At 54.1% G+C, this 24,646-nt stretch carries 24 protein-coding genes; 8 read left to right on the top strand and 16 right to left on the bottom strand.

Annotated features, from left to right (window positions below; genetic code table 11):
• Nucleotides 1–23: 23 nt before the first annotated feature.
• Genes livF through AAZR23_RS16400 form a run of 5 tightly spaced genes read right to left on the bottom strand, consistent with a single transcriptional unit; the run spans nucleotide 24 to nucleotide 4,858 of the window.
• The gene (livF, locus tag AAZR23_RS16420) at nucleotides 24–725 is read right to left on the bottom strand and encodes a high-affinity branched-chain amino acid ABC transporter ATP-binding protein LivF (RefSeq protein ID WP_046893042.1); all 702 of its coding nucleotides are present in this window, start codon (nucleotides 723–725) and stop codon (nucleotides 24–26) included.
• Nucleotides 725–1,495, bottom strand: coding sequence for a high-affinity branched-chain amino acid ABC transporter ATP-binding protein LivG (livG, locus tag AAZR23_RS16415; RefSeq protein ID WP_052926636.1), 771 nt, complete (start codon nucleotides 1,493–1,495; stop codon nucleotides 725–727). The genes livF and livG overlap by 1 nt, the downstream gene beginning before the upstream one ends.
• A complete protein-coding gene (locus AAZR23_RS16410; RefSeq protein WP_434693793.1) occupies nucleotides 1,492–2,775 on the bottom strand; it encodes a high-affinity branched-chain amino acid ABC transporter permease LivM in 1,284 nt (427 codons plus the stop codon). The genes livG and AAZR23_RS16410 overlap by 4 nt, the downstream gene beginning before the upstream one ends.
• Nucleotides 2,772–3,698 (bottom strand): high-affinity branched-chain amino acid ABC transporter permease LivH, encoded by a 927-nt coding sequence (livH, locus tag AAZR23_RS16405; protein ID WP_052926638.1) that lies wholly within the window; start codon nucleotides 3,696–3,698, stop codon nucleotides 2,772–2,774. Before livH ends, AAZR23_RS16410 begins: the two co-directional genes overlap by 4 nt.
• A 47-nt stretch (nucleotides 3,699–3,745) precedes the next feature.
• Nucleotides 3,746–4,858: a branched-chain amino acid ABC transporter substrate-binding protein gene (locus tag AAZR23_RS16400; protein ID WP_052926739.1), complete on the bottom strand. Its 1,113-nt coding sequence runs from the start codon at nucleotides 4,856–4,858 to the stop codon at nucleotides 3,746–3,748.
• A gap of 434 nt (nucleotides 4,859–5,292) precedes the next feature.
• On the opposite strand from AAZR23_RS16400, the gene AAZR23_RS16395 reads away from it, so the two are divergent.
• Complete coding sequence (locus tag AAZR23_RS16395) at nucleotides 5,293–6,123, top strand: hypothetical protein (protein WP_434693788.1); 831 nt, start codon at nucleotides 5,293–5,295, stop codon at nucleotides 6,121–6,123.
• 228 nt (nucleotides 6,124–6,351) lie between these two features.
• Here the strand turns inward: AAZR23_RS16395 and AAZR23_RS16390 are convergent, their stop codons facing one another.
• The 8 genes from AAZR23_RS16390 to ftsY all read right to left on the bottom strand — a co-directional run bounded on the left by AAZR23_RS16390 (nucleotide 6,352) and on the right by ftsY (nucleotide 15,212).
• On the bottom strand, nucleotides 6,352–7,488 hold the full coding sequence (locus tag AAZR23_RS16390; protein WP_230060317.1) for a glycerate kinase: 1,137 nt from the start codon (nucleotides 7,486–7,488) through the stop codon (nucleotides 6,352–6,354).
• An 11-nt stretch (nucleotides 7,489–7,499) separates the two neighbouring features.
• Nucleotides 7,500–8,768, bottom strand: coding sequence for a GntP family permease (locus AAZR23_RS16385; RefSeq protein ID WP_349417038.1), 1,269 nt, complete (start codon nucleotides 8,766–8,768; stop codon nucleotides 7,500–7,502).
• 134 nt (nucleotides 8,769–8,902) lie between these two features.
• Nucleotides 8,903–10,024: a sugar diacid recognition domain-containing protein gene (locus AAZR23_RS16380; RefSeq protein ID WP_046893049.1), complete on the bottom strand. Its 1,122-nt coding sequence runs from the start codon at nucleotides 10,022–10,024 to the stop codon at nucleotides 8,903–8,905.
• Nucleotide 10,025: 1 nt separating this feature from the next.
• Nucleotides 10,026–10,271, bottom strand: a complete 246-nt coding sequence (locus AAZR23_RS16375; RefSeq protein WP_046893050.1) for a Pathogenicity locus — start codon at nucleotides 10,269–10,271, stop codon at nucleotides 10,026–10,028.
• 75 nt (nucleotides 10,272–10,346) lie between these two features.
• Entirely contained in the window at nucleotides 10,347–11,201 is an 855-nt protein-coding gene (gene rpoH, locus AAZR23_RS16370; protein ID WP_046893051.1) for an RNA polymerase sigma factor RpoH, read from the bottom strand.
• Nucleotides 11,202–11,371: 170 nt separating this feature from the next.
• Nucleotides 11,372–12,343 (bottom strand): permease-like cell division protein FtsX, encoded by a 972-nt coding sequence (ftsX, locus tag AAZR23_RS16365; RefSeq protein ID WP_052926641.1) that lies wholly within the window; start codon nucleotides 12,341–12,343, stop codon nucleotides 11,372–11,374.
• Nucleotides 12,336–13,001 (bottom strand): cell division ATP-binding protein FtsE, encoded by a 666-nt coding sequence (gene ftsE / locus AAZR23_RS16360; protein WP_046893053.1) that lies wholly within the window; start codon nucleotides 12,999–13,001, stop codon nucleotides 12,336–12,338. Before ftsE ends, ftsX begins: the two co-directional genes overlap by 8 nt.
• 6 nt (nucleotides 13,002–13,007) lie before the next feature.
• Nucleotides 13,008–15,212, bottom strand: a complete 2,205-nt coding sequence (gene ftsY / locus AAZR23_RS16355; RefSeq protein ID WP_434693783.1) for a signal recognition particle-docking protein FtsY — start codon at nucleotides 15,210–15,212, stop codon at nucleotides 13,008–13,010.
• Nucleotides 15,213–15,481: 269 nt separating this feature from the next.
• On the opposite strand from ftsY, the gene rsmD reads away from it, so the two are divergent.
• Together rsmD and AAZR23_RS16345 are read left to right on the top strand one after the other, a co-directional pair.
• The gene (gene rsmD, locus AAZR23_RS16350) at nucleotides 15,482–16,090 is read left to right on the top strand and encodes a 16S rRNA (guanine(966)-N(2))-methyltransferase (RefSeq protein WP_166708568.1); all 609 of its coding nucleotides are present in this window, start codon (nucleotides 15,482–15,484) and stop codon (nucleotides 16,088–16,090) included.
• A complete protein-coding gene (locus AAZR23_RS16345) occupies nucleotides 16,081–16,386 on the top strand; it encodes a DUF1145 family protein (protein ID WP_046893055.1) in 306 nt (101 codons plus the stop codon). The genes rsmD and AAZR23_RS16345 overlap by 10 nt, the downstream gene beginning before the upstream one ends.
• Here the strand turns inward: AAZR23_RS16345 and AAZR23_RS16340 are convergent, their stop codons facing one another.
• Nucleotides 16,387–16,740: a DUF2500 domain-containing protein gene (locus tag AAZR23_RS16340; protein WP_166708569.1), complete on the bottom strand. Its 354-nt coding sequence runs from the start codon at nucleotides 16,738–16,740 to the stop codon at nucleotides 16,387–16,389.
• Between the two features lie 105 nt (nucleotides 16,741–16,845).
• Between AAZR23_RS16340 and AAZR23_RS16335 the strand changes: the two genes are divergently transcribed.
• Entirely contained in the window at nucleotides 16,846–17,478 is a 633-nt protein-coding gene (locus tag AAZR23_RS16335; RefSeq protein WP_434693779.1) for a lysoplasmalogenase, read from the top strand.
• Between the two features lie 140 nt (nucleotides 17,479–17,618).
• Nucleotides 17,619–20,024 (top strand): zinc/cadmium/mercury/lead-transporting ATPase, encoded by a 2,406-nt coding sequence (locus tag AAZR23_RS16330; RefSeq protein ID WP_434693776.1) that lies wholly within the window; start codon nucleotides 17,619–17,621, stop codon nucleotides 20,022–20,024.
• Between the two features lie 55 nt (nucleotides 20,025–20,079).
• Here the strand turns inward: AAZR23_RS16330 and AAZR23_RS16325 are convergent, their stop codons facing one another.
• Together AAZR23_RS16325 and tusA are read right to left on the bottom strand one after the other, a co-directional pair.
• On the bottom strand, nucleotides 20,080–20,919 hold the full coding sequence (locus tag AAZR23_RS16325; RefSeq protein ID WP_218426708.1) for a DUF817 domain-containing protein: 840 nt from the start codon (nucleotides 20,917–20,919) through the stop codon (nucleotides 20,080–20,082).
• A gap of 22 nt (nucleotides 20,920–20,941) precedes the next feature.
• Complete coding sequence (gene tusA / locus AAZR23_RS16320; RefSeq protein ID WP_434693818.1) at nucleotides 20,942–21,196, bottom strand: sulfurtransferase TusA; 255 nt, start codon at nucleotides 21,194–21,196, stop codon at nucleotides 20,942–20,944.
• 157 nt (nucleotides 21,197–21,353) lie between these two features.
• Here tusA and AAZR23_RS16315 point away from each other — a divergent pair, with 157 nt between their 5' ends.
• The 3 genes from AAZR23_RS16315 to AAZR23_RS16305 all read left to right on the top strand — a co-directional run bounded on the left by AAZR23_RS16315 (nucleotide 21,354) and on the right by AAZR23_RS16305 (nucleotide 24,557).
• Nucleotides 21,354–22,466, top strand: coding sequence for a linear amide C-N hydrolase (locus AAZR23_RS16315; protein WP_434693772.1), 1,113 nt, complete (start codon nucleotides 21,354–21,356; stop codon nucleotides 22,464–22,466).
• 117 nt (nucleotides 22,467–22,583) lie between these two features.
• A complete protein-coding gene (locus tag AAZR23_RS16310) occupies nucleotides 22,584–23,252 on the top strand; it encodes a 7-cyano-7-deazaguanine/7-aminomethyl-7-deazaguanine transporter (protein WP_166708573.1) in 669 nt (222 codons plus the stop codon).
• A gap of 201 nt (nucleotides 23,253–23,453) precedes the next feature.
• Nucleotides 23,454–24,557 (top strand): glycerol dehydrogenase, encoded by a 1,104-nt coding sequence (locus AAZR23_RS16305; protein WP_107680453.1) that lies wholly within the window; start codon nucleotides 23,454–23,456, stop codon nucleotides 24,555–24,557.
• Nucleotides 24,558–24,646: the final 89 nt, after the last annotated feature.

The following is a 24,646-nucleotide window of genomic DNA, read 5'->3' as shown; positions in this document are numbered from 1 at the left end:
CACCTTATGTCAGCAAACAGAAATCAGCCCCCCAGATAAGCACTTCTGACCGCTTCATTCGCCAGTAGTGCCTGACCGGTATCTTCCAGCACCACACGTCCGTTTTCAAGTACATAACCTCTGTCCGCCAGTTTCAGCGCCTGGTTGGCATTCTGCTCAACAAGAAAGATTGTCATGCCGGCATCACGCAGTTCGCGGATAGTGTCGAAAATCTGCATGATGATAATCGGCGCCAGCCCGAGAGACGGTTCATCCAGTAATAACAACTGAGGATTGCTCATCAGTGCGCGGCCGATAGCCAGCATCTGCTGCTCGCCGCCGGACATTGTTCCCGCCCGCTGATGACGCCGCTCCTGAAGCCTCGGAAAAAGTTCATATACCTGTGCAATCCGCGTCTGATACTGCGTTTTGGACGCAAAAAAGCCGCCCATGGCCAGATTCTCTTCCACCGTCATCCGCCCGAATACCCGCCGTCCCTCCGGCACCAGTGCAATGTCTTTGCGCATAATCTGCGCCGTCGGCAGTGCGGTGATGTTTTCCCCGAGATAGCGGATTTCACCGGTGGTCGCCCGCGGCTCCCCGCACAGTGTGCTGAGCAGCGTGGTTTTTCCCGCGCCGTTCGCGCCGATCAGGGTGACAATTTCCCCTTTGCGCACCGACAGGCTGACTTCATGCAGTGCCTGAATTTTTCCGTACTGCGCGGAGACATGATTAAATTCCAGCATCAGTATGCCTCCCCTAAATACGCGCGGATCACATCCGGATGGTTGCGGATCGCCGCCGGTGTACCGTTTGCCAGCGGCGTCCCCTGATTCACCACATAGATCCGGTCTGAAATCCCCATCACCAGTTTCATATCATGTTCGATCAGCAGGACAGACACACCGTGCTCTGCCCGCAGTTCCGCGATCAGTGCATCCAGATCGTCTGTTTCTTTCGGATTCAGCCCCGCCGCCGGTTCATCCAGCATCAGAATATCCGGCCGGGTCACCATACAGCGGGCGATTTCCAGCCGCCGCTGCTGACCATACGCCAGGTTACCCGCCTGGCGGTTCGCCAGCGCCGTCAGCCCGATTCTGTCCAGCCACATCACCGCACGTTCCGTGGCTTCACGCTGATCGCGCCGGAATGACGGCAGCGTCAGCAGTCCGGCCAGCAGGCCGCTTTTATGATGCTGATGCTGCGCCACCAGCAGGTTTTCAATCACGGTCATTTCCCGGAATAAACGGACGTGCTGGAAGGTGCGGATCATACCGAGACGGGCGATCGCCTGTCCGGATAATCCCTGCACCGGTTTTCCGCGCAGCAGGATCTGCCCGTCCGCCGGTTTGTAGAAGCCGGTCAGGCAGTTGAAGATCGTGGTTTTTCCCGCGCCGTTGGGGCCGATCAGCGAGACAATCTCGCCCCGGTTCAGCTCCAGCGATACATTGTTTACCGCCAGTAATCCGCCGAAACGCATGGTCAGGCCGGAGACCTGCAATAACGTATCTGTCATTGTGCACCTCCGGTTTTTTCCGCATCCGCCGTGCCGATTTTCAGATGCGGGCGCGATACCGGCAGTAATCCCTGCGGCCGCCAGACCATCATCAGCACCATCAGCGCCCCGAGGAGGAGCATGCTGTAAGCATTCAGATCGCGCATCATTTCACGGGAAACCACCAGAATGATCGCTGCCAGAATCACCGAGGTTTGTGATCCCATACCACCCAGTACCACCACCGCCAGCACAAATGCAGACTCTGTAAAGGTAAAGGATTCCGGACTGATAAAGCCCTGACGGGCGGCAAACAGCGTGCCCGCCACCCCGGCAAACGCCGCACTGATAGTAAATGCCGTCAGTTTGATACGTGTCGGGCTGAGTCCCAGCGAGCGGCAGGCGATTTCATCCTCACGCAGCGCTTCCCAGGCCCGGCCTAATGGCATTCTCAGTAACCGGCTGATAATAAACAGCGTTGCCAGTACCAGCAGCAGCGCGACCAGATACAGGAAGATAACGCGATCACCCGGGTCATACGCCAGACCGAAGAAATTATGGAAGGTATCCCAGCCGCCCTCTTTGGCGGTCCGGCTGAATTCCAGTCCGAACAGCGTCGGTTTCGGGATCTGGCTGATGCCGTTCGGCCCGCCGGTAAATTCTGTATTATTCAGCAGCAGAATACGGACAATTTCCCCGAAGCCGAGCGTCACAATCGCCAGATAATCCCCCCGCAGCCGCAGCACCGGAAAGCCGAGCAGCAGACCGGACAGCGCCGCGACAATCCCGGCCAGCGGCAGGCTCTGCCAGAATCCCCAGCCGAAATAGTGGTTCATCAGTCCGTAGGTGTATGCCCCGATGGCATAAAACCCGGCGTAGCCCAGTACCAGCAGGCCTGACAGCCCGACGACCACATTCAGCCCGAGGCCGAGCATCACATAGATAAGGGTTAAAGTGGCGATATCCACACTGCCGCGTGACACCATAAACGGCCAGATAATGGCAGCGACAATAATCAGCCCGGCAATAATTTTCTGTGTATTGGTAGAGCCGTCAAAACCCGGCAGTGATACGCTGCTTTTCGGCAGACGCGCCGTCAGCTTTTTCAGTGACGGCCTCACCAGCTGAAAAACAAAGACAATCACACAACCGGTACCGATCCACTCCCAGCGGATAGCATCTGCATTGCGGACAATCAGACGGGTGCCGTCGAGGGACAATTGCAGACCCATCATCACAGATGACAGCACAAACAGGGTTATCGTGGCGATAACGGCGTTGATCCAGTGAGATTTCGTCATACCTTTTCAACCTCCGGACGCCCGAGAATACCGGTCGGCATCACCAGCAGCACAAGAATCAGCAAGCCGAATGACACCACATCTTTATATTCCGTACTGAAATAGGCAGAGGTCATGGCTTCTGATACGCCGAGGATCACCCCGCCGATCATCGCCCCCGGAATACTGCCGATCCCGCCGAGAACCGCTGCGGTAAAGGCTTTCATCCCGGCCATAAAGCCGATATAAGGGTTGATCACGCCGTAGAACTGCCCCAGCAGCACCCCGGCCACCGCCGCCATCGCCGCACCGATCACAAAGGTCAGGGCAATCACGCGATCGGTGTTGATCCCGAGTAAGCCGGCCATTTTCAGATCTTCCGCACAGGCACGGCAGGCACGCCCCATCCGCGAATACCGGATAAAGAGCGTCAGCGCCAGCATCGCCAGCACCGTCACCACCCAGATGGTGATCTGCATAGCTGAAACAGTGGCAGAGAAACCGCCGCTCTCGCCGATGGTCCAGCGGCCGTTAATCAGCCCGGGCAGTGCGAGATCGCGGGAGCCCTGGGAAAGACTGACAAAGTTTTGCAGAAAAATGGACATCCCGATCGCAGAAATCAGGGCAATCAGCCGTTTTGAGTGGCGGACGGGCCGGTAGGCGACCCGTTCGATACTCCAGCCATAGGCACTGGCAATAATTATCGCTGTAATAAATGCAGCAGTAATTAACAGCCAGCCGACATCAATCCCCAGCATCATCAGCCCGGCAATCACAATAAACGAAACGTAACTGCCAATCATATACACTTCGCCGTGGGCAAAGTTAATCATACCGATAATGCCGTACACCATGGTGTAACCGATGGCGATCAGGGCATAGGTGCTTCCCAGCGTTAATCCGTTCAGCAATTGCTGCGTAAAATATAATAATTGTTCTGACATAGCGCACTCCCCTGAAACACACTGCCCGCATCAGTCACCGCTGCGGATCAGTTCAGCGGTGATGAAGTTCCGTCTTTGTGCCATTCAAATACGCCGAACTCGAAGCCTTTCAGATCTCCGTTTGGTGTCCAACTCAGTTCGCCCATGACGGTTTCAACCGGCTTGCCTTTCAGGTCGGCGGCCAGATCAGCCGGTTCCATGCTGCCGCTGCGCTGCATAGCGGTGGTCAGAGACTGTAATGCGGCATAGGTTGTCCAGACGAACGGCCCGGTCGCATCCAGTTTTTTCGCGGCCAGAGCATCCACCACCGGTTTGTTGGCAGGAACCTGATCATAACGTTTCGGCAGCGTCACCAGCATACCTTCGGAAGCATCACCGGCAATATTGGAGAGTGAGGAGTTACCCACGCCTTCCGGCCCCATAAAGCGGATATTCAGCCCCGCCTGTTTTGCCTGGCGTAAAATCTGTCCCATTTCCGGGTAGTAACCGCCGAAATAGACAAAATCCACATTCTCTTTCTTCAGACGCGCCACCAGCGCGGAGAAATCTTTATCACCCGCCGTCACCCCTTCAAACAGTACTTCTTTCACCCCGGCCTTGTTCAGATTGTCTTTCACGGAACGCGCCAGACCTTCACCGTACTGCTGTTTGTCATGCACCACGGCAATGCGCTGCGGCTTCACTTTTTCGAGGATATATTTTGCCGCGGTCGGCCCCTGGTCAGAATCCAGACCGGTGGTGCGCATAATCAGACTGTAACCGCGCGTGGTTAAATCCGCATTGGTTGCCGCCGGGGTGATCATCAGAATCCCTTCGTCTTCATAGATATCTGATGCAGGCTGTGTGGAGGAGGAGCAGAGATGACCGATAACATAGCGCATACCGTCATTGATGACTTTGTTGGCCACCGCTACCGCCTGTTTCGGGTCACAGGCATCATCGTATTCGGTGATCACCAGTTTGTTGCCGTTAATGCCGCCTTTGGCGTTGATATCCTCAACCGCCTGACGGGCACCGGTAAATTCCATATCACCGTATTGTGCGACCGGTCCGGACATTGCCCCCACCACCGCAACTTTAATATCTTCAGCGTACGCCGCTGCACTTAATGCACAGGATACAGCTCCGGCGATCATTGCCATTTTCATTTTTGTCTTCATCGGAAAATCCCCATCGGTTAGCATTGCAGTGACCGGACGGTCAGCTTGCGCGGTATTTTTTGCAGTTACCGTATAATGAGTCGCATTACATTAATTAATGCTTTATTTTCATACCATTAAACAGGATTTTTATTCTGGAAAGCAAATCATAAAAGGAGATTATTGCATCATTTACAGGATAATATCTGGTTGTGATCGGGTGTTTTTTCGGCAAAAAACAGTGTTATAAACTGGTTAATGATTCGTTAAGTATTACTTAATGCGGAAATTCATCACCGGAAAAATAGTTTTCCCCACTATTCCGATAGTAATTATCTCCCTTTATTATTAGATTCAACCGGCGAAGTATTAACCCGTTATCTGATTCAGTTTACTGATTGATTTCTCCGGATACGGGTTTTCTGTTCACTATGACTGATGGAATGGTCCGCGCCATGAATAAACTAACAGGCATGTTTCTGCTCATTTTTGCGTTTCCGCTGACCGGCACAGCAGCAGCACCCGGCCGGTGCAATGATGCAGCCCGGGATATTAACCAGCAAAATACATTTATTATTACCGGCACAAAATATAACGGGCCGGTAAAATCAATCACGATCACCTCTTACCGCTCGATGGGACTTATCCTGTGGGTGAAAGAAAAACTGCACTTCAATGCCTGCGGTGCGCTGACCCGGTATGATTATGAATACCGGGAAATGTCGATGGAAGAAAGCCAGGTGCCGATTACCCAGACCACGCAAATCGTCCCGGAAAAACCGGATCAGGCCACTGTCATCATCAGTAATGTGATCCCGGGCGGCAGCATGCTGAGTACGCAGATTGATCAGCAATACACCCGGAATGATGAAAACCGGATCGTCAGCCTGACAGAATCCTATAAAACCGCACCGGACAATCAATCCTGGCAGTCAGAAACCCGCTACCGTTATCAGAATAACCAGTTGGTTTCAGAGAAAGAGACTGAAAACGGTGAAACGCGGATCAAGGTTTATCATTATGACAATAGCGGGCTGCTGACCGATATCGATCAGCCGAACGTAATGACGCAGCAATATACCTATAACGAATATAACCAGGTCGCCGGTGTCACTCAGAAACTGCCGACGTTCTGGGGGAAAAGTGCCTATTCCTACACCTGCTATAAATGGGATCAGTACGGAAACTGTGAATTACAGACGATGATCAAAGCGATTCAGCTAGAAGGTTCTTCTGCTATTCAGAGCAGCGGGATCACGCTGGAGTCCCGTTACGAATATTACTGATAAAAAACCGGAGCGAAGCGACGGTCAGGCCGTTGACAACCCCGCAGGGATTAGCGACGACCGCCAGAGGTTGTAAAAATAAACCAGGAAAATCAATTTATTGATTTTCGGCTGATAACACTTTCGGCTGATAACACAAAGCAGGAAAAACCACGTTTTATCCTGCTTTGTCTGCAATATCACCGGGGCAAAGCCCCGGCTGTTATTTTTCTCAGTCGTTTTCTTTTTTTATGCGATTTTCATCGCCAGTACCGCAGCAATATTACGGGCAGTGACTTCAATATTAACCGCCGCCTGTGCCAGAGCCTCATCCAGAGTACAGATCCGCGGGATCACAGAGAATACGGCATCAATACCGTGTTCATGAACAACGGCGTAGTCGTCGCTCATCCCGCCAACCAGCGCGATCACCGGAATTCCGCGGGCTTTTGCGGCTTTCGCCACACCTGCCGGGGTTTTCCCCTGAATCGTCTGGCTGTCCATCCGCCCTTCCCCGGTGATCACCAGATCGGCATCTTTCACCACATTGTGCAGATCCAGTGTTTCTATCACCATCTCAATACCGGGCTGCATCCGGGCATCAAGCCACGCCATCAGCGGAACCCCCATTCCGCCTGCCGCACCGGCACCGGCGATACCGCTCAGTGATTTTCCGGTCAGTGATTCAATGACCTCCCCGTAGTGACGCAGAGCCTCATCCAGTTCGCTGACCATCGCCGGTGTCGCGCCTTTCTGTGGTCCGAAAGTGGCGGATGCGCCTTTCGGTCCGCACAGCGGATTATTCACATCACAGGCCACCACAAATTCCGTTTTCGCCAGGCGCGGGTCCAGCCCGGACAAATCCGCGGAAGCCAGTTTTGCCAGCGCACTGCCGCCGAACGGCAGTGAATTTCCCTGTTTATCACGGAATACCACCCCCAGCGCCTGCATCATACCGGCACCACCGTCATTGGTGGCGCTGCCGCCGATCCCGAGGATAATTTTTTCCGCACCGTCATCCAGCGCCGCGAGGATAAGCTCTCCGGTACCGAACGTCGTGGTCACACGCGGATCGCGCTGTGCAGGCGGCACCAGATGTAATCCGGATGCCGCCGCCATTTCAATAATGGCTGTTTTTCCGTCGCCGGACAGCCCGTAAAACCCGGTCACTTTATTCCCCAGCGGGGCTGTGACATCTGTTTCTTTTAATTTTCCCTGTGTGGCTTCAATAATGGAGACAACCGTCCCCTCACCGCCGTCTGCCATCGGCAGTTTGATGTACTGCGCATCCGGAAAAACAGTTCTGAAACCCGCTTCAGCGGCATCCGCAACCTGAAGGGCGGTCAGACTTTCTTTGAATGAATCCGGTGCAATCACTATTTTCATACTTAATTCCTTTACCCGCCAAACCCGAAGACACCAAAAATCAGAGTGGATACAATCGCAATCACCAGACCCACCATCGTTTCGTAAGGCAGTAATTTCAGACGCTCATGAACCTGCATATTGACACTGCCGCCGGTTGCATGGAAGAAGCTGCCGTGCGGCATCTGGTCGAGCACAACCGCACCGGCGTGGATCATCGCCGCCCCTGCCAGCGCACTCACACCCAGGTCAAGCAGTGTTGAGCTGAATACCGCAGACGCCACTGCCGTACCCGCTGTGGTGGATGCGGTTGCCATGGACATCAGAGCACCGGAAATCGGTGCCAGCAGATAGGATGGCAGTCCGGACGCAGTCAGACCGTTAATTAACACATCTTTCAGACCCGAGTTGGCGATAATTCCCGCCAGGGTTCCTGTCCCCAGCAGCATAATCGCCACCGGCGCCATCCGGCTCAGTCCGGAGGTAATAAAATGATTGGACTGACGGAAGCGTCCCATGATCAGCGCACCGGCCAGACCGCCCACCGGCAGGGCGATCAGCGGATCAATGCTGATACCGGCAACCGGACGCAGTGACAGCAGGAAAATAGCCACCAGCGGTGCACTCATTGCCGCCCAGAATCCCGGTAATTTGCCGTCATGATGCGCCGCAACCAGCTCTTCCTGTGTCACTTTCGAGCCACGGTGAACCAGGCGTTTCGCCAGGAAGTACGCCACGATCAGCCCGAAAATTCCCGGGATAATCCCCGCCGCCATCAGCGATGTCAGCGGTACGTTAAAGTTATCTGCCGCCGCAATGGTGTTCGGGTTCGGTGACATCACGTTACCCGCTTTACCGCCGCCGATCATCGCCAGAAGAATCGCCATTTTGGACAGATCCGCGCGGTGCGCAATCGCCAGTGCAATCGGTGAAACGGTGATAACAGCCACGTCGATAAACACACCGACCGCCGTCAGTAACAGGGTCGCCACAGCCAGCGCCAGCAGCGCCCGCTTTTCGCCCACTTTGCGGACAATGGTTTCCGCAATGGTATTTGCCGCACCGGACTCAATCAGTACCCCGGCCAGCACACCGGCTGCCAGAATACGCAGCACCGCGTTAGTGATCCCCTGAGCCCCGGTGACCATCAGTGTCACCGTCTGCACCAGATCAGCCCCGCCGACCAATCCTCCGGCCAGCGCCCCCGCCATCATCCCGTATACCGGCGGTACTTTTTTCAGTATTAATCCTATCGCCACGACCAGCGCAACCATTGCGCCCAAAGCTGAAACCGTCACCATGTGCAGACTCCTGCTGTAATTATGATTATTTGAACAGAACAGGATGCATTATGGCGGCTGCCAGTGAGTTAAGCTTGAGAGGTTCCGACAAAAAAGAACGGACTGAAATTGCGTATTTTGTGCAAACCCACAAATCAAAGATCAGTCAAAATACCGAAATAAAGCTGAATTATCGTTTCTAATCTGTTGATATTTAAGCCAGTAATCGATTCAACACGCTGAAGGCGGTAACGGAGGGTATTTGTGTGAATATGCAGCATTTTTGTGGTTTGAGACAGATCACAATTCTGATCAAAATACGTCTTCAGGGTATGGCACAGTACACGGCGGGTGTCCTCTGCTTTCAGTTTTTGCCAGGCGGAGGCCAGTTCAGCTGCCTGCCAGCTCTCCTGAAATCCCTGTAATAACGCAGGTAATTTGACTTCATCATAAAAAATGGTTTTCTGACGACTGTAAGCCGGTGTCTGCCCCAGTTGCTGCACGGCACAGGCGCTCTGCCAGGAGCGGTGCAGGCCGTTGTGCCCGTGAAAAAAACCGCCGACGTACATCAGCAAATCCGGCAGCTGACGCCGCAGTACCTGCAACTGCTTCTGTACCGGGGAGAGCGGCTGAAAATCCGCATCGCAGGCCACCGGCTTCAGTACCACCAGGGAGTTGATCCCCCGGATACTGACCAGCAGATCCATTTTCAGATTATCAATATATTCCACCAGACGGTGAAACTGTTCATGATCCGGCGCAGGCAGTGCGAGGATCAGGGCAATGCGGGGTTTATCGGGGGAGATCCCGAGATAGGCTGCGATGGATTTTACGGACTGCGGCTGCTGCTCCGGACTTATCAGCTGGCTGACCAGTTCATCACGGTAACGGCGATCCCACTGGGATTTTTCCAGCAAATCAGCCTGCTCCAGCACCAGTTCCGCCGCCATGCGCACCAGCTCGGCGTAGTTGCGCACCTCATCCGGTTTACCGGAAATCCCGACCACACCGACCATGGTATCGCGGAAAATCACCGGCAGGTTAATTCCCGGTTTCACGCCTTTCAGCGTGGCAGCCGTCGCCTCATCAATTTCCACGATACGGTTTTCCGTCAGCGCCAGCACTGCACCTTCGTGGCGCTGATTCACCCGCTGCGGATCACCGGAGGCAATAATCACTCCCTGCGCGTTCATCACATTGACGGAGTAACTGAGGATTTGCATCGCCCGCTGAACAATCAGCCGGGCGGTTCGCTGATCGAGCTGAACCGGTGTCATATCAGGATTGATTCTGTGCCTGTTGTGCGGCCGCAATCGCGGATTCAATGGCTTTTTTTGCCAGCGGACTGTTGCGCCAGCAGGTGGAGCCGGTAAGTGCGGCACCGGCACTCAGCAGGGATTGCGCATCGGCGGCGGCAAGCTGATTCAGATCGGAAAAACCCATTTGTTCCAGGCGTTCAATCACTTTGCTGCCCACACCTTTGACCGCCAGCAAAACCGCTTTGTCTTCAGACGAAAAAGCCATAATATCTCCGTCAGTGATTATCAGAAAATAATATGGCTACCATAGCAGATTGCGGCGGAAACGGGAGCATTGTTATCAGCCCTCAATCGCCTCACGCAGTTTTTTCATGGCATTCTTTTCCAGCTGACGGACGCGCTCTGCGGAAACGCCGTATTTATCCGCCAGTTCCTGAAGCGTTGTTTTGTTATCATCATCCAGCCAGCGGGCCCGGATAATATCGCGGCTGCGCTCGTCCAGTGAATCAATCGCCAGGGTGAGTTTATCCGTGGCATGGCTGTCCCAGTTATCTTCCTCAATTTCATCGGCGAAATCAGAGGATTTATCTTCCAGGAACAGTGCGGGGGCAACGACCGGATGGTCGCCGTCATCGTCGTCGGACATATCAAATGCCATGTCCTGTGCCGCCATGCGGGATTCCATTTCCAGCACATCTTTGCTGGTTACCCCCAGCTCTTTCGCCACCATTTCCACTTCGTCCTGGTTAAACCAGCCCAGACGTTTTTTGGATTTGCGCAGGTTAAAAAACAGTTTGCGCTGTGCTTTGGTGGTGGCAATTTTGACGATGCGCCAGTTGCGCAGCACATATTCGTGAATTTCAGCTTTGATCCAGTGAACCGCAAACGACACCAGACGCACACCCATTTCCGGGTTAAAGCGGCGCACGGCTTTCATCAGCCCGATGTTGCCTTCCTGGATAAGATCCGCCTGAGGCAGGCCATAACCTGAATAGCTGCGGGCAACATGGATAACAAACCGCAGGTGTGACATGATCAGCTTTTTCGCGGCCTCAAGGTCGCCGTCGTAATACAGACGCTCAGCCAGCTCTTTTTCTTCTTCGGCTGTCAGCATCGGATACTGGTTAGCTGCCCGGATATAGGCCTCAATGCTCCCTTGCGGAACTAAAACAGGGAATTGCGTATCTTTAGTCATTCAGTCCTCAGTACAAATAAAAATGACGTCGGCAGACGGTAATGGTAAATAGTGTACAACACAGGACAGAGTTACGCCTATCACTTAGTGCCGGCGTTGTCATTTGGTTGAGTATAAACCGGTGATGCGGGATATCCGGCGGGTCATTTCCCCGCCGGATAATGACAGGGTTACTGCGGCATAAAATTGCGCAAATGGCGGACAGTTGCCAGCCAGGCGGCGATCCAGCCAATCATACCGGAAACCAGCACAATCAGCAGTGCTTCATCCCAGTCCAGACCGCTCAGTGTAAATGTTGTGCCAAAAATTTTGGAAACATCAGTCACCACATCGCCCAATTTCCAGACAAGTAATGAAGACAGCACCAGGGACAGCACTGCACCAAACGCCCCGAGCAGCATTCCGCCGTTAAGGAACGGACGCAGAATAAAGCCGTCTGTCGCACCGATCAGTTTCATCACATTGATGGTTTCACGGCGGCTGAAAATATTGAGCCGCACACTGTTGCCGATCACCAGGAACAGCGCCACAACCATCAGTATCCCGATCAGGGAAGCTATCTGCCCGACCAGGCCGGTCAGTGCCGCCAGCCGCGCAAACCAGCTGTCATCCATGCGCACCTCATCAATCCCGGACAGGGCGGTGACACGATCACGCAGGGTGGAGAGTGTTTCGCTGCTCTGCATATCCACTTTCGGTGTGACAATCGCCACCGCCGGCAGCGGGTTCTCTTCCAGCATATCCAGCGCGGTGCTGAAGCCGGACCAGGCCCGGAATTCTGTTATCGCCTGGTCGCGGGAGAGATAATTGACACTCTCCACGCCGTCGAGCGCTTTCAGCTCATCCGCCAGTTTTTGTCCGCCCTGTTCATCCAGCCCTTTGTCCAGATAAACTGTCAGCTGCGGGGTCGGATACCATTGTTCCGCGGCATGACTGACGTTTTTCCAGACAATATAAAATACACTCGGCAGTGTCAGAGAAATGGCAATCACCATGACGGTCAGCAGTGTTGACAGCGGCTGGCGCAGCATATCGCCCAGCGTGTTAACCCATGCGTGCCGCCACTGTTCCCGCCAGCCGCCTTTCAGCGCTTTGGCTTTGGACGGCATTTTTTTTGCCGGTTTACGCGGTTGCTTAGCCATGATGACCTCCCGCCATACGTCCCTGACTCAGCGTCAGAACGCGGTAATTACGCCGTTCAATCAGCATGATATCGTGTGTTGCCATCAGAACGGTGACACCCACCCGGTTAAACTCTTCAAACAGCCGTAAAATACCCTCTGACAGCTCGCTGTCCAGGTTACCGGTCGGTTCATCCGCCAGCAGTACCATCGGTTTATTCACCACCGCACGGGCGATCCCCACACGCTGTTGTTCACCGCCGGAAAGCTGTACCGGGAAGTTACGGGCCTTATCCAGCAGACCGACTTTATCCAGTGCGGCACTGACGCGCCGCCGGATATCTTCCTGACTGGCACCGGCGATGATCAGCGGCATCGCCACATTGTCATATACCGTACGATCCAGCAGCAGATGGTGATCCTGAAAAATCATGCCGATTTGGCGGCGCAGGAAAGGCACTTCACGGTTTTTCAGACGGCTGATATTGTGGCCGTCAAATAAAATGGTGCCGTCACTGGGTCGCTCAATCCCACAAATCAGTTTCAGCAGGGTACTCTTCCCTGCGCCGGAATGGCCGGTCAGGAATACCATCTCCCCCGGGCGGACATGAAAATCCACCCCCTGGAGCGCCTGGCGGCCGCCTAAATAGGCTTTACTGACGTGTTCAAAGCGAATCATGGATGATTAATCCTCCCGGGCAAAAAGTGCCTCAATAAAATCACCGGCTTTGAAAGGACGCAGATCTTCGATACCTTCACCCACCCCGATATACCGGATAGGAATACCGAACTGGTCAGCAATGGCAAAGATCACACCGCCTTTCGCCGTTCCGTCAAGTTTGGTCAGAGTCAGCCCGGTCAGCCCGACCGCTTCATTAAAGAGACGTGCCTGGCTGACGGCATTCTGTCCGGTGCTGGCATCTAATGTCAGCATAATCTCATGCGGGGCATCTTCATCAAGTTTCTTCATTACCCGCACGATTTTCTTCAGTTCTTCCATCAGGTGTGCTTTGTTTTGCAGACGCCCTGCGGTGTCGGCAATCAGCACATCAACCCCTTTGGCTTTTGCGGACTGAATGGCATCAAAAATAACCGAGGCCGGGTCCGCACCGGTGTGCTGTGCCACGACCGGAATATTATTACGATCACCCCAGACCTGAAGCTGTTCCACTGCCGCCGCACGGAAGGTATCCCCGGCAGCCAGCATGACAGATTTACCCTGTGCCTGATACTGACGCGCCATTTTACCGATAGTGGTGGTTTTACCGACGCCGTTGACGCCGACCATCAGGATCACATACGGTTTTTTATCTTCAATCTCCAGCGGTTTGTCCACTGTCGCCAGGATCTCACCCATTTCCTCGCGCAGCTTAACAAATAACGCTTCCGCGTCTTTCAGATCACGGCGGCTGGCATGCTGAGTCAGACTGGTGATAATTTTGCGGGTGGTTTCCACGCCGACATCCGCCACCAGCAGTTGTTCTTCCAGTTCTTCAAACAGATCATCATCGATCTTTTTGCCGCGGAAGATCCCGAAGAAACCGGAGCCGATATTCTCACGGGTACGCACCAGACTGCGTTTCAGCCGGGCAAAGAAACCCTCTTTTGCCGGTCTTTCCTGCGTATCCGCCGGTGCAGGCGATTCATGTTCAATCAGCTCAGCATCCTGCGCTTCTGCTTCCGCTTCCGCAAGACGGCGCGCTTCTTCCTCTTGCGCAAGGTGCTGTTCTTCTGCCGGGCGAGCCTGTTCAGCCGCTTCAGCCTCACGCTGTTTCTGTTCTTCCGCTAAACGCTGCTGTTCTGCGGCTTCTTCTTCCGCACGGCGCTTATCTTCCGCGATACGCTGCTGTTTTGCCGCTTCCGCATCACGCAGTGCCTGCTCTTCAGCCCGGCGCCGTTCTTCGGCTGCACGGTGCTGTTCAGCCGCAAGTGCTTCCGCCTGACGTTTTTCTTCCGCGATGCGCTGCTGTTTAGCTTCTTCCGCAGCACGCAGTGCCTGCTCTTCCGCGCGGCGCTGTTCTTCAGCCGCACGACGCTGCTCTGCGGCCTGCTCTTCCGCCTGACGTTTTTCTTCCGCGATGCGCTGCTGTTTAGCGGCTTCCGCATCACGCAGTGCCTGCTCTTTTATCCGGCGCTGTTCTTCTTCCGCACGCTGCTGCTCCGCTGCCTGTAATTCGGCCTGACGTTTTTCTTCCGCAATGCGCTGCTGTTTTGCAGTTTCCGCATCACGCAGTGCCTGCTCTTTTATCCGGCGCTGCTCTTCTTCCGCACGCTGCTGCTCCGCTGCCTGTAATTCGGCCTGACGTTTTTCTTCCGCAATGCGCTGCTGTTTAGCGGCTTCCGCATCACGGACAGCCTGTTCTTTCAACCGGCGCTGTTCTTCTTCCGCACGCTGCTGCTCCGCTGCCTGCGCTTCCGCCAGCCGTTTTTCTTCCGCCAGACGCTGCTGTTCTGTAATTTCAGCGTTACGACGCGCCTGCTCCTGTGCAAAGCGCTGTTGTTCTGCAGCTTCAGCATCACGACGAGCCTGTTCTTCCGCCAGACGGATCTGTTCAGCCGCTTCGGCATCACGGCGGGCCTGTTCTTCTGCCTGACGGGCTTCTTCCGCTGCTTGTGCATCACGGCGGGCCTGCTCTTCTGCCTGACGGGCTTCTTCAGCCGCTTGTGCATCACGGCGGGCCTGCTCTTCTGCCAGACGGGCTTCTTCAGCCGCTTCTTCATCACGGCGGGCCTGTTCTTCCGCCAGACGGATCTGTTCAGCCGCCTGTGCCTGCTCTTCCGCTAAACGCGCCTGTTCTTCCTGAGCCGCCTGTTCCTGCTGCGCCTGTTCATCATCTTTACGGCCAAAACCCAGCCAGGAAAAAAAACCTTTTTTCTTTTCTTTTGCCACAGCCACTATACTCCTTGCATACTGCCGCCCGTCACCTCCCGGCACGGTATGTCCGGAAAATCCTGAGCAGATATGGCGTCTTTATCATCAATAATTGCGAATCAGACGCAGTCTATCATTTCACAGGATGGTTGCGCATCGGCTTTCCGTAATTTCATATTAAATTTAAACGAATTTTTACAAAACCTGCGTATAATATTCCGCTGTTTTCCCGTCTGTTATTCATATTTTTGAATTAATAATTTCAGAATTAATAAGTTGCGAAGGTTATGGTTAAAAAAGCTCAAACCGCACCACAAGGGCAGATCCGCATTATCGCCGGTCTCTGGCGCGGACGAAAACTGCCGGTTCTGACACATGACGGCCTGCGCCCGACCACTGATCGCGTGCGCGAAACGCTGTTTAACTGGCTGATGCCGGTGATTAACGGAGCGCGCTGTCTTGATGCGTTCGCGGGCAGCGGTGCACTCGGTTTTGAGGCGCTTTCCCGCTATGCCGCCGCCGTGACATTTACCGAGCTCAACCGCACCGTTGCGGCTCAGATCAGCGCCAATGCCCGTCTGCTCAAATGTGAACAGGCCACTGTCGTTAACCAGAGCGCCCTGCAATTTCTGGCGCAACCGGGAACACCGTTTGATGTCGTGTTTCTCGACCCGCCGTTCCGTAAAGGTCTGCTTCAGGAAACCGTTGATTTACTGGAGACAAACAACTGGCTCAGTCCGGATGCAATGATCTACATTGAAGCCGAGTCTGAATCAGACACACTGGTTGTTCCGGGTAACTGGGTGTGCCACCGGGAGAAGGTGGCCGGTCAGGTTGCGTATCGTCTTTATCTGCGTCAGACGCAGACGACTGAACAGGAGTCCGTATGTTCCTGATTAATATTGGCCGGGTACTGATGCTGGCCGTCTGGGGTTTTCTGATTTTCAGCCTGGTGCATCCGTTCCCGAAACCGCTGAATATCTTTATGCATATCGCCACTTTTTTCATGGTGGTGATGCACGGCCTGCTGATGTCACTGTTTAACGCCGGTCAGCCGCAGGACAGGAAACTGACCGCCGCCGGTAAAGTGCGTGTCTTTTTATTCGGCGTGTTTGAACTGCTCGTCCTGCTGCGCCGCCAGCAGGCAGAACTGAAAAACAAACCGGCGGATGATAATCAGGATAAATCCTGATCAGCGCAGCGGTTCATAACGGATAAACCGTGTCCCCTGCATTGACAGCGTTCCGCGTGAATGCAGGGCTATCTCCTTATACTCATCCTCTTTGATGTACACCACGATAGTTTTCCCCGACAGTGGCGTGAAATGCACTTCATAACGGAAGGTTTCCGGGAAGACCACATCCCGCTCACGGGAGCGCATATTCGGGTACGGATAATCCTTTTTCTCTGTCACGGTGACCTGATATGTCGCCACCGCAGCGTGATCATTTACCTCATTTTGTTTGCGCTGTTCGAAGAAGCGGCGGGTTGCCAGCACAATGATCAGGGCGGCCACAATAAAACCTAACAAACCGAATTTGTTCATGGGTAAGGTTGTTTTCCTGCAATCTGGTTGATCGTGTTCTGTAAATACGGGATATTATCAGATATTCAGGTGTTAATCGCCATCAACATACCTCAAGGACACCCTATGAATTGGCCATTTATTGCTGTACTTTTTTCCGGCTGGCTCTATATCGACGCCGCCTACCGGGGACCAAACTGGCAGCGCTGGGTTTTCCGTCCCGTCACCCTGCTGCTGTTACTGCTGTGGGCGTGGAGCGGGGATTACGGGCTGGATATCTCCGGGTATCTGGTGTGTGTCGGGCTGTTAGTGGCCATTGTGTCCGATACCATCCGTCTGGTTGCTGATAATAAAATCGACCTGTCGCTGTATACCAGCGCCGTGTTTTATCTGCTCTATGCCCTGAGTTTCGCCCTGCTCAATAATTTCACCTTCTATATTCCGCTGATGATTGCGGTACCGGTGATTGCCGTTGCGGTGCTCGCACTGCTCTGGTACAAACTCGGCGATCACAAAGTGCCGGTGATGACGGCGCTGCTCAGTGCACTGGTTATGGCCTGGCTGGCCGGAGAACAGTTCTTCGGGCAGGGAACCGATTACAATTTCTCCCTGATGATCGGGGCATTCTGTCTGGTGCTGAACCTGATCCTGTGGATGATTAACCGCTTCCTGTTTACGTTTAAACTGGCCAAAGCGATTTACTCCACCTTCTATTTCCTCGGACATTTCCTGATTGTCCGTGCCATCACGCTGATGTAATTCTGCTCCCCGCAACAGGAGCGCACAATTTGCCAATAATTATGCGCCCCTGTTGTTGACTCTGGAGTAGACTCCAATGTGTACACTTCCTGTTAATGAGAAAAATTAACATCAACTCACCGTTGAACAGGGAGGTGTTTATGCACCCGAACAAAGAACTTCATGAGCACACTCATAACAGCAGTTGCTGCAGCAGCAAATCTGCCTGCACCACCGGCGGGAAAAGTGAGTCACAGGCTCATCAGCAACATGACCATTCCGCACACGATCACAGTGAGCATGAGCATCCGGAACACGACGACGATGAGTCCCGTGCGCATGGTCATGCCCCGCACGATCATGCGCATTCTGAACACGACCATGACCACGCCGGTCATGAACACGCACACGGCAGTTGCTGTTCACACGACAGCGCCGCCGCGGATGATACCGCTCTGCCTGAATTAAGCGGCAGCCGGCGCTGGAACTGGCAGGTGGAAGGAATGGACTGCCCGAGCTGTGCGCGCAAAATTGAAACCGCCGTTCTGAAAATTGCGGCAGTTACCCAGGCAAAAGTGTTGTTCGCCACGGAAAAACTGGTGGTGGATGCCGCCGGGGACGTCCGCGCAGACGTGACCAGTGCCGTACAGCAGGCCGGGTTTACGCTCTGGGATCTGAACGGCAGCACTGCCGCGCCGAAGAAGAAAGAAGAGCAGAGTCTGCTGAAACAGGCGTCACCGATGCTGATCCTGGCTGTACTGATTGCTCTCAGCTATGCCCTGGAGTTTGTAAATCCGGTACTGGGCAAATACGCCTTTATCGCATCAACCCTGATCGGGCTGTTCCCGATCGCCAAAAGCTCGCTGCGGCTTATCCGCTCCGGCACACCGTTTGCGATTGAAACGCTGATGACGGTTGCGGCAGCCGGTGCCATTGTTATCGGTGCCACCGAAGAAGCCGCCATGGTGATCCTGCTGTTCCTGCTGGGCGAAATGCTGGAATCCTATGCGGCAGGCCGCGCACGGCGGGGAGTCAGTGCGCTGATGGCACTGGTGCCTGAAGATGCGGTGGTGATTAAAGACGGGAAAAAAGTGTCTGTCCCGGTTGCACAGCTGCGTCCCGGCGACATTATTGAAATCGCACCGGGCGGTCGTCTGCCGACAGATGCTGAGCTGCTCAGCGAGTTTGCAAGCTTTGACGAAAGTGCCCTGACCGGGGAATCCGTACCGGTTGAGCGGGCGTCAGGTGAAAAAGTGGCGGCAGGTTCACTGTCTGTCGACCGCGCAGTGCAGATGAAAGTAGTCTCCGAGCAGGGTCAGAACGCCATCGACCGTATTCTGACACTGATTGAGGAAGCGGAAGAGCGCCGTGCGCCAATCGAGCGCTTTATCGACCGCTTCAGCCGCTACTATACGCCGATGATTATGCTGTTCTCCGCCCTGGTGATTGTCATACCACCGCTGTTTATGGGTCAGGAATGGTATCCGTGGATCTACCGCGGTCTGACACTGCTGCTGATTGGTTGTCCGTGTGCTCTGGTAATCTCCACTCCGGCTGCGATTACCTCCGCGCTGGCCGCCGCCACCCGTCGTGGTGCGCTGATTAAAGGTGGAGCCGCACTGGAGCAGCTGGGTACGGTCACGACTGTCGCACTGGATAAAACCGGTACGCTGACAGAAGGTAAACCTCAGGTCACTGATATTGTGGCACTGAATAATCACAGCGATGCGGATGTGCTGACGTATGCCTCCGCCGTGGAAAGCGGGTCACATCACCCGTTAGCCAAAGCGATTCTGGAGCGTACCGAAGCTCAGGGTCTGACCATCACCGAAGCGGAAAACCGCAAAGCCCATGCCGGTAAAGGGGTTGACGGGGAGCTCAACGGTGTGACCATCCTGGTCAGTGCACCGGGGAAACTGGCTGACGGCCTGCTGACGGATGCCGCTGCGGCAGATGTCACCCGGCTGGAAAATGAAGGAAAAACAGTCGTTGCCGTCGTTGCAGATAACCAGCTGACCGGACTTATCGCCATGCAGGATACCCTGCGCAGTGATGCGGTGGAGGCTATCGCACAACTGAAAGCGATGGGTGTCAGCGCCGTGATGCTGACCGGGGATAACCCGCGTGCAGCCGCCGCTATCGCCGGCACCATCGGTATGGATTTCCGCGCCGGGCTGATGCCGGAAGATAAAGTCAAAGCGGTGATGGCGCTGAATAATGAGCACCACACCATGATGGTCGGTGACGGTATTAATGATGCCCCGGCAATGAAAGCAGCCAGTATCGGCGTTGCCATGGGCAGCGGGACCGATGTGGCGCTGGAAACCGCCGATGCCGCACTGACTCACAACCGCCTGACCGGTATTGCCGAGGTGATTACGCTGTCGCGGGCTACCCGTAAGATTATCCGTGAGAACATCACTATCGCACTGGGTCTGAAAGCGGTGTTCCTGGTCACCACCCTGATGGGACTGACCGGTCTGTGGGTTGCGGTTCTGGCTGACTCCGGTGCAACCGCGCTGGTCACCGCCAACGCCGTCCGCCTGCTGCGGGTCATGAAAAAATAACCATGGGTTACTGACTGGTTACTGACTGAAAAGGGATGCTGCGGCATCCCTTTTTTTATCTCACCACCAGAATCGTGGCTTTGATATGTTTGAGATAGGCCACAATCGTGAAGGTGACAATGACCAGCAGCGACCAGGATGCCCATTTCCCGGCATGCACTGTTGCCCATGCGCCAATCTGATTCGGGTACTGCCAGACGCCGAAAAAAGTACCGAAATTTTCCGCCAGCCAGATAAAAAAGCCGATCAGCACAAAGCTCAGCAACAGCGGCATTTTGCGCTCTTTATCATACGGCGTGAAATACACCATGGTCCGTGCATACAAGCCGAGAATAAAAGCGGTGAGATACCAGCGGTAATCACCGATGAAATGATGGGCAAAGAAATTGACATAAATTGCCAGCGCAATCAGCGTGGCCAGCCAGTACGGCGGGAAATTTTCGATCCTGACCTTCAGAAAACGCCACGCCTGGATAACATAGCTGCCGACAGCCGCATACATAAATCCGGTGAACAACGGCACATTCCATAATTTAGTATACGCCTCATCAGGATAACTCCATGAACCGATAGCGGATGATGTCTTGAATAACTCCATGACAAACCCCACCACATGGAAAATACAGATGGCTTTCAGTTCATCCGTGGTTTCCAGTTTTTTCCACACCATCACGGCCTGAAACAGTACCGCCAGGATCAGCAGAAAATCATAGCGGGGAATTCCGGCCACACCGGCGGCCGGTACCAGAAAAAGAGCAAGAAAGAAGAACGCCGCAAACAGACACGCCCGCGCCTCTTTCAGGCCGAAAAACCAGAATTCAAGAACAAACCGGCGCCAGCCGGTCAGAGAAGAGTGTTTCTGTGCCAGCAGAAAGGTATCAAAGCGGTCAAGCATGGTTCAGTCCCTGAAGGAAGGATTACAGCGCGCTCTCTTTTTTGCGGATCAGGTAGCGGTACGGCGCGGCTTCAGCATCCTGAGCCACCAGCTCATGCTCCATAAAACGGCAGAATCCCGGGATGTCGCGTGTGGTTGCCGGATCATCCGCCACCACCAGTAAGACCTCACCGGTATTCATTCCGCGGATGGTTTTGCGCACCAGCATCACCGGCTCCGGGCAGCGCAGCCCGAGTGTGTCGAGTGTTTTATCGGCACAGGAAAAAGTATCAGACATCATGATTGTCCTGTTAAGTAACGAATCTGCGAATTATACCGGAAATAAAAATCTGACGCCTGTTTCTCTGTTTTTGCTTCCGCCTGTTAAAAATTGATATTTATTCCGCGGTGACTCTCCGGCAGGCTCAAATCCCCGTCGCTAAAGGAAATAACCGATGAAAAAACCATTGAAATCTCTATTACTGACCGCAATGCTGGCCTCTGTTCTGGTCATTCCGCATACGGCGGATGCCTGTACCCGTTTTGTTTATCACGGCAAAAATGATCTGCATATGACAGCCCGCTCAATGGACTGGTCAAAACCTGCCGGCACTAATCTGTGGATCTTCCCGCGCGGCATGCACAGAGAAAGCGTCCCCGGCAATCAGGGCATATCATGGACATCCCGTTACGGCAGTGTGATTGTAACCGCTTATGACATGGCAACAGTCGACGGTATGAATGAAAAAGGTTTATCCGCCAATCTGCTCTGGCTGGAAGAAACCCGTTACCCGCCGAACCACCCGGGCACGAAAATCATGCCGGTTTCAATCTGGGCTCAGTATATCCTCGATAACTTTGCCACCGTGAAAGAGGCTGCTGAGGCGCTAAGAAGAGAAGAATTTATTGTTGTTACCGATAAAGAGCCGGGCAGAGACCGGCAGGTATTACTGCATTTATCGGTTTCTGATGCCACCGGTGACAGCGCGGTTATTGAGTATACTGACGGGAAACTGGTGATTTATCAGGGTGATGATACCGATGTGATGACCAATTCCCCGGTATTCAGTGACCAGCTGGCTCTTGGCCGCTATTGGGAAGCCGCAGATGGTCTGAAAGTACTGCCCGGCTCACGCCGTTCGGAAGACCGTTTTGTCAGCGCAAAATTTTATAACAGCCGTATTCCGGAAAATTTATCCCGCGATGAGGCGCTTGCCGCCGTACTCAGTGTGATCCGCTATACCTCCGCGCCTTACCGGTCAGCACAAACCCGGAATGCGGTTGTCAGCGGTGAGGTTGATCCTCTCTCTTCCACCCGCTTGCGCACAGTGGCAGATCACCGGAACAAGCGCTACTTCTTTGATGCCGTGATGGCATCTGCGGTGATTTGGGCGGATTTCAGTAATATCGATTTTTCAGCGCAAACAGGAACAGTCAGGAAGCTGAACTTAGGGAATAACCAGCAGCATCTGTTCAGCGGCAGTGTGACACCGTATTTCCGGGAAGCCGAACCGTTCAGGTTCGCCTTACCCGGTGATGAAGCAGTGCCGCATTATCCGCTGCGGTAACCGGAGACTCTCCCCGGTATACCGCGGAGAGAGTCCTTTGCTTTTGTTGCGCAAACGACGTATTATTGCGCCCGAGATTATTGGGTTCCCTCACCCCAACCACCAAAAAGGTACAATATGTTTGATTTATCTGCCCGCCAGCGGCGCACCGCGCTTGTCTGGTTATCACTTTTTCACATTCTGATCATTACCTCCAGTAACTACCTGGTGCAGTTGCCGATCACGATTTTCGGCTTCCATACCACCTGGGGGGCATTCACGTTTCCGTTTATTTTTCTGGCAACCGATCTGACCGTCCGTATTTACGGCGCGCCGCTGGCACGGCGGATTATCACGTCAGTTATGATCCCGGCACTGGCCATTTCCTATGTGGTGTCCGCCCTGTTCTTTCAGGGGGCATGGGCCGGTGTTGAGGCACTTTCGCATTTCAACCTGTTTGTGGCGCGGATAGCAGCCGCCAGTTTTATGGCATATGCCCTCGGGCAGATTCTGGATGTGAGTGTCTTTAACCGTCTGCGTCAGAACCGCCGCTGGTATGTGGCACCGGCTGCCGCCATGTTTGTCGGCAACCTGATCGATACCCTCGCCTTCTTCTTTATCGCTTTCTGGCGCAGTACCGATCCGTTTATGGCGGCAAACTGGGTGGAAATTGCGCTGGTGGATTACAGTTTCAAAGTCATCATCTGCATGCTGTTCTTCCTGCCGGCTTACGGCGTGCTGCTCAATCTGATCCTGCGCTCTTTTTTTGCGCAACGCGCTGACGGCTCCCTGCCCGCACATCACTGATTGTTCATTTTTCTGACATGCAGAGGCGCTATCCTGCCTCTGCGCTGTCGTCTGTATCACATTTTCCCGATCTGCCCCCGTGTTCCCGGCCCGTACAGTGCGTCAGCTCTCACATATCCGTTACTGTAACTGTTAGTCTGATTCAGACGGAATACTATCCCTCACTGACACCATAACGCGAATGCATTCAGGAGTTTGAGTATGTTAAAAGTGATCCAATCCCCGGCCAAATACATTCAGGGTCCGGACGCGCTTTACCATGTGGGTAAATACATCAGACCATTAGCGGAAAAAACGTTGGTGATTGCTGATAAATTTGTCCGCGAGCTGGTGGGCGATATTGTGAATGACAGCCTGAGCGAATACGAAGTCAGCGGTGTCTTTGAAACCTTCGGCGGCGAATGTACTCATGAAGAGATCGACCGTCTGACCAAACTGGTGAAAAACCATAAATGCCAGGCAGTACTGGGCGTCGGCGGCGGAAAAACACTGGATACCGCCAAAGCCGTGGCGCACTTTGCCAAACTGCCGGTGATCATTGCCCCGACTATCGCATCAACGGATGCGCCGACCAGCGCACTGTCTGTTATCTATAACGAACTCGGTGCATTTGACAGCTACCTGTTCTATCCGCAGAACCCGAATGTGGTGGTGATGGATACCAATATCATCGCCCGCGCACCGGCACGTCTGCTGGTGGCCGGTATGGGTGATGCGCTGGCCACTTACTTTGAGGCGCGTGCATGCAGCGCCGCCGGAAAAGCCACCATGGCAGGCGGCAGCACCACACTGGCGGCACTGGCGCTGGCTAATCTCTGCTTTGATACACTGCTCAGTGACGGCATCAAAGCCAAACTGGCGGTGGAAGCCGGGGTCAGCACCAAAGCCGTGGAAAATATCATTGAAGCCAACACCCTGCTCAGCGGGCTGGGCTTTGAAAGTGCCGGACTTGCGGCTGCACATGCTATCCACAACGGCTTTACCGCCCTGGAAGAGTGCCACCACATGTACCACGGTGAAAAAGTGGCGTTCGGTACCCTCGTACAGTTAGTGCTGGAAAATGCTCCGGCGGAAGAGCTGGAAACCGTGCTGGAATTCTGTGCTCAGGTCGGCCTGCCGATCACCCTGGAAGAACTGGGTGTGGACAGCATCGGCACCGAGCTGGAAGAGAAAGTCATGGCGGTTGCCGAACTGAGCTGCGCGGACAACGAAACCATCTATAACATGCCGTTTGAAGTTGATTCCGACCAGGTTTATGCCGCGATTATGGCTGCTGACCGTATGGGACGCGACTGGCTGTATTAATCTCCGGATTATCCGCTGACCTGTTGTTTTTCTGATCCCCGTACCGCATCCGCGGTGCGGGGATTTTATTTATTGCAGATTAATCCGGC

This window comes from Morganella sp. Je.2.23, assembly GCF_051129855.1.
GTDB lineage: Bacteria > Pseudomonadota > Gammaproteobacteria > Enterobacterales > Enterobacteriaceae > Morganella > Morganella sibonii.
Note: the sequence above shows the minus strand (reverse complement) of the source record. Positions and strands in the feature narration are given on the sequence as shown.

Bases quoted from the DNA above. Each gene is read 5' to 3' on its own strand.
- AAZR23_RS16325 (WP_218426708.1), bottom strand. From the start codon at position 20,919: ATGCTTGACCGCTTTGATACCTTTCTGCTGGCACAGAAACACTCTTCT.
- AAZR23_RS16330 (WP_434693776.1), top strand. From the start codon at position 17,619: ATGCACCCGAACAAAGAACTTCATGAGCACACTCATAACAGCAGTTGC.
- livF (WP_046893042.1), bottom strand. From the start codon at position 725: ATGCTGGAATTTAATCATGTCTCCGCGCAGTACGGAAAAATTCAGGCA.
- ftsX (WP_052926641.1), bottom strand. From the start codon at position 12,343: ATGGCTAAGCAACCGCGTAAACCGGCAAAAAAAATGCCGTCCAAAGCC.
- AAZR23_RS16340 (WP_166708569.1), bottom strand. From the start codon at position 16,740: ATGAACAAATTCGGTTTGTTAGGTTTTATTGTGGCCGCCCTGATCATT.
- AAZR23_RS16305 (WP_107680453.1), top strand. From the start codon at position 23,454: ATGTTAAAAGTGATCCAATCCCCGGCCAAATACATTCAGGGTCCGGAC.
- rsmD (WP_166708568.1), top strand. From the start codon at position 15,482: ATGGTTAAAAAAGCTCAAACCGCACCACAAGGGCAGATCCGCATTATC.
- AAZR23_RS16345 (WP_046893055.1), top strand. From the start codon at position 16,081: ATGTTCCTGATTAATATTGGCCGGGTACTGATGCTGGCCGTCTGGGGT.
- AAZR23_RS16395 (WP_434693788.1), top strand. From the start codon at position 5,293: ATGAATAAACTAACAGGCATGTTTCTGCTCATTTTTGCGTTTCCGCTG.
- ftsE (WP_046893053.1), bottom strand. From the start codon at position 13,001: ATGATTCGCTTTGAACACGTCAGTAAAGCCTATTTAGGCGGCCGCCAG.
- livG (WP_052926636.1), bottom strand. From the start codon at position 1,495: ATGACAGATACGTTATTGCAGGTCTCCGGCCTGACCATGCGTTTCGGC.
- AAZR23_RS16380 (WP_046893049.1), bottom strand. From the start codon at position 10,024: ATGACACCGGTTCAGCTCGATCAGCGAACCGCCCGGCTGATTGTTCAG.
- AAZR23_RS16315 (WP_434693772.1), top strand. From the start codon at position 21,354: ATGAAAAAACCATTGAAATCTCTATTACTGACCGCAATGCTGGCCTCT.
- AAZR23_RS16410 (WP_434693793.1), bottom strand. From the start codon at position 2,775: ATGACGAAATCTCACTGGATCAACGCCGTTATCGCCACGATAACCCTG.
- AAZR23_RS16390 (WP_230060317.1), bottom strand. From the start codon at position 7,488: ATGAAAATAGTGATTGCACCGGATTCATTCAAAGAAAGTCTGACCGCC.
- AAZR23_RS16400 (WP_052926739.1), bottom strand. From the start codon at position 4,858: ATGAAGACAAAAATGAAAATGGCAATGATCGCCGGAGCTGTATCCTGT.
- tusA (WP_434693818.1), bottom strand. From the start codon at position 21,196: ATGTCTGATACTTTTTCCTGTGCCGATAAAACACTCGACACACTCGGG.
- AAZR23_RS16385 (WP_349417038.1), bottom strand. From the start codon at position 8,768: ATGGTGACGGTTTCAGCTTTGGGCGCAATGGTTGCGCTGGTCGTGGCG.
- AAZR23_RS16375 (WP_046893050.1), bottom strand. From the start codon at position 10,271: ATGGCTTTTTCGTCTGAAGACAAAGCGGTTTTGCTGGCGGTCAAAGGT.
- AAZR23_RS16335 (WP_434693779.1), top strand. From the start codon at position 16,846: ATGAATTGGCCATTTATTGCTGTACTTTTTTCCGGCTGGCTCTATATC.
- rpoH (WP_046893051.1), bottom strand. From the start codon at position 11,201: ATGACTAAAGATACGCAATTCCCTGTTTTAGTTCCGCAAGGGAGCATT.
- AAZR23_RS16310 (WP_166708573.1), top strand. From the start codon at position 22,584: ATGTTTGATTTATCTGCCCGCCAGCGGCGCACCGCGCTTGTCTGGTTA.
- livH (WP_052926638.1), bottom strand. From the start codon at position 3,698: ATGTCAGAACAATTATTATATTTTACGCAGCAATTGCTGAACGGATTA.